Origin of the sequence: Corallococcus silvisoli (assembly GCF_009909145.1) — a bacterium.
Lineage (GTDB): Bacteria > Myxococcota > Myxococcia > Myxococcales > Myxococcaceae > Corallococcus > Corallococcus silvisoli.
This window is the reverse complement of sequence record NZ_JAAAPJ010000043.1, coordinates 1-2,548: the sequence shown is the minus strand read 5'-3', so window position 1 is coordinate 2,548 and position 2,548 is coordinate 1. Positions and strand designations below refer to the sequence as shown.

The window sequence follows — 2,548 nt, the reverse complement described above, 5'->3', positions numbered from 1 at the left end:
CGAGCGACGCCGACGCCGCCGACGTGCAACTCACCGCGGACGCCGACGGGGACGGGCTGGCCGTGGGCGTCCAGCACATAGACGCGGACGTTGGCGAGGGGCTTGCCAATGGAGGGGAGGTTGCCGTCGGGCACCACCTCGGTGAGGGTGGCGATGACGGTGGCTTCGGTGGGGCCGTAGGTATTCAGCAGGCGGCGGCCCGGGGCCCAGCGAGCGACGACGTCGGCGGGAAGGGCTTCGCCACCGGAGATGACGGTGCGCACGCCGGGAAGGCCCTCGGAAGAGGTGGCGGCCAGCGCGGCGGGGGTGAGGCTGATGACGGAGAGGTGTTGCTCACGCAGGAGCACGGGGAGAGGCGCGCCCGGCATGAGCTTTTCGAGAGGGGCGAGGACGAGGGAGGCGCCGTTGCAGAGGGTGGTGAAAACCTCCTCGACGGACAAGTCGAAGCTGAGGCTGGCGAACTGAAGGACGCGGCTGCCAGGGCCGATGCCGTAGGCGATGGCCTCGTGGGTGACGAGGTTGGAGACGCCGCGGTGCTCGACGGCGGTGCCCTTGGGGGTGCCGGTGCTACCGGAGGTGTAGAGGAGGTAGGCGAGGTGCGCGGGCGTCACGCCGGTGCGCGGCGCCTCCGTGGACTCCTTGGCCAATGACTCGCGCTCGTCGTCCAGGCAGAGGGCGCGGGAGTGGAAGGCCTCGGGGAAGCGGTCGACGAGGGTGCGTTGGGTGACGAGCACCTGTGCGGCGCTGTCCTCGAGCATGAAGGCGAGGCGCTCACGGGGGAGAAGCGGGTCGACGGGCACCCAAGCGGCGCCAGCCTTGAGGATGGCGAGGAGGCCGATGACGACGTCGAGGGAGCGCTCGAGGCTGAGGGCGACGCGGACTTCGGTGCGGACGCCACGACGGCGCAGGGCGTGGGCGAGCTGGTTGGCGCGTGCGTCCAGCTGCGCATACGTGAGGTGAGCGCCCTCGAAGGAAGCGGCGAGCGCGTCCGGCGAGCGGCGGACCTGCTCCTCGAAGAGGGAGTGGATGCAGGCGTCGGGGAAGGGCGCCTGCGTGGCATTCCACTCCACCAGGATTTCGCTCCGCTCTTCGTCGGTGAGGAGCGGCAATCGGGCCACGGCCTCATTCGGACGGGCGACAGCGGCCTCCAGCAGGACGTGGAGGTGGCGAGCCAGGCGAGAGGCGGTGGAGGGGGAGAAGATGTCGGTGGCGTACTCGAGGAAGCCCTTGAGGCCGGAGTCGGAGTCGAGGACTTGGAGGGTGAGGTCGAACTTGGCGGAGAAGGTGTCGAGCTCCAGGGCCTCCAGCTTGACGCCCTCGACGGAGGAGGAGGCGCGGAAGGAGGCCTGGTAGGTGAGCATGACCTGGAAGAAGGGAGTGCGGCCGGGGATGCGCTCCGGGCGCAACTCCTCGACGAGGCGCTCGATGGGGAGCTCCTGGTGCTCCTGGGCCGCGAGGACGGTTTCGCGCACCTGACGAAGCAGGGAGCGGAAGGAGGAGGAGGGAGAGACGCGGGTGCGAAGCACCTGGGCGTTGACGAAGAGGCCGATGAGGCCCTCCACCTCACCGCGAGCGCGGCCGGCCATGGGGGAGCCGACGGAGACGTCGTCCTGTCCGGAGTAGCGGGCCATGAGCAGCTGCCAGCCGGAGAGGAGCACCATGAAGAGGGAGGCGCCCTCGTGCTGGGCGAGGGCCTTGAGGGAGTCCGTCAAGGGACGAGGCAGCAGCAAGTCGTGGCGCGCGCCGCGGCCGTCCCGGACGGGGGGGCGGGGGAAGTCGGTGGGGAGCTCGAGTGCGGAGGGGAGGCCGGAGAGCTGCTGAGTCCAGAAGTCGAGCTGCCGCTGAAGCCTGGGGCCCTGAAGCCACTCGCGCTGCCAGGCGCCGAAGTCGGCGTACTGGACGGGGAGGGAGGGGAGGGAGGGAGGGAGGCCGCGAACGAGGGCGCCGTAGAGGAGGGCCACCTCGCGAACGAGGAGCGTCATGGACCAGCCGTCGGAGACGATGTGGTGCAGGACGACGACGAGGAGGTGCTGGGTGGGGCTGGAAGTCAGCAGCAGGGCGCGAAGCAGAGGGCCCTTCAGCAAGTCGAAGGGGCGAGCGGCGGCGTCGCGGGCGAGGCGCCAGAGGGCATCGGGCTCCGAGTCCGGGAGGACGGAGCGCTCCAAGGTGAGCGTGGGCTCCGGGGCCACCACCTGGATGGGGCCGGAGGAGTCCTCGTGGAAGGTGGTGCGAAGCACCTCATGACGGCGGACGACTTCGCGAAGAGCGCGCTCGAGGACGTCGACGTCGAGGGGGCCGTCGAGGCGGACGGCCATGGGGACGTTGAAGAGGGGGCTGCCGGGAGTCAGCTGCTCGATGAACCAGAGGCGCTGCTGGGCGAAGGAGAGAGGGAGAGGGCGCGAGCGGTCCAGCAGGGGGATGAGGGTGCGGGAGGCGTCGCCGGAGGAGGCCTTCTGCGCGGCCATCTTCTTGAGAAGCTCGGCGCGCTTCTCCGGCGAGAGGTTGGCGATCCGCTTCGACAGCTCCTGGCTCATCTCGTGTACTCCGC

At 70.3% G+C, this 2,548-nt stretch carries 1 protein-coding gene; it reads right to left on the bottom strand.

Annotated elements, in window-relative coordinates; translation table 11 throughout:
• Positions 1–2,534 (bottom strand): non-ribosomal peptide synthetase (locus tag GTY96_RS36955; RefSeq protein WP_161667162.1); only part of this gene is annotated, 2,534 nt, incomplete at its 3' end.
• Between the last annotated feature and the right edge of the window lie 14 nt (positions 2,535–2,548).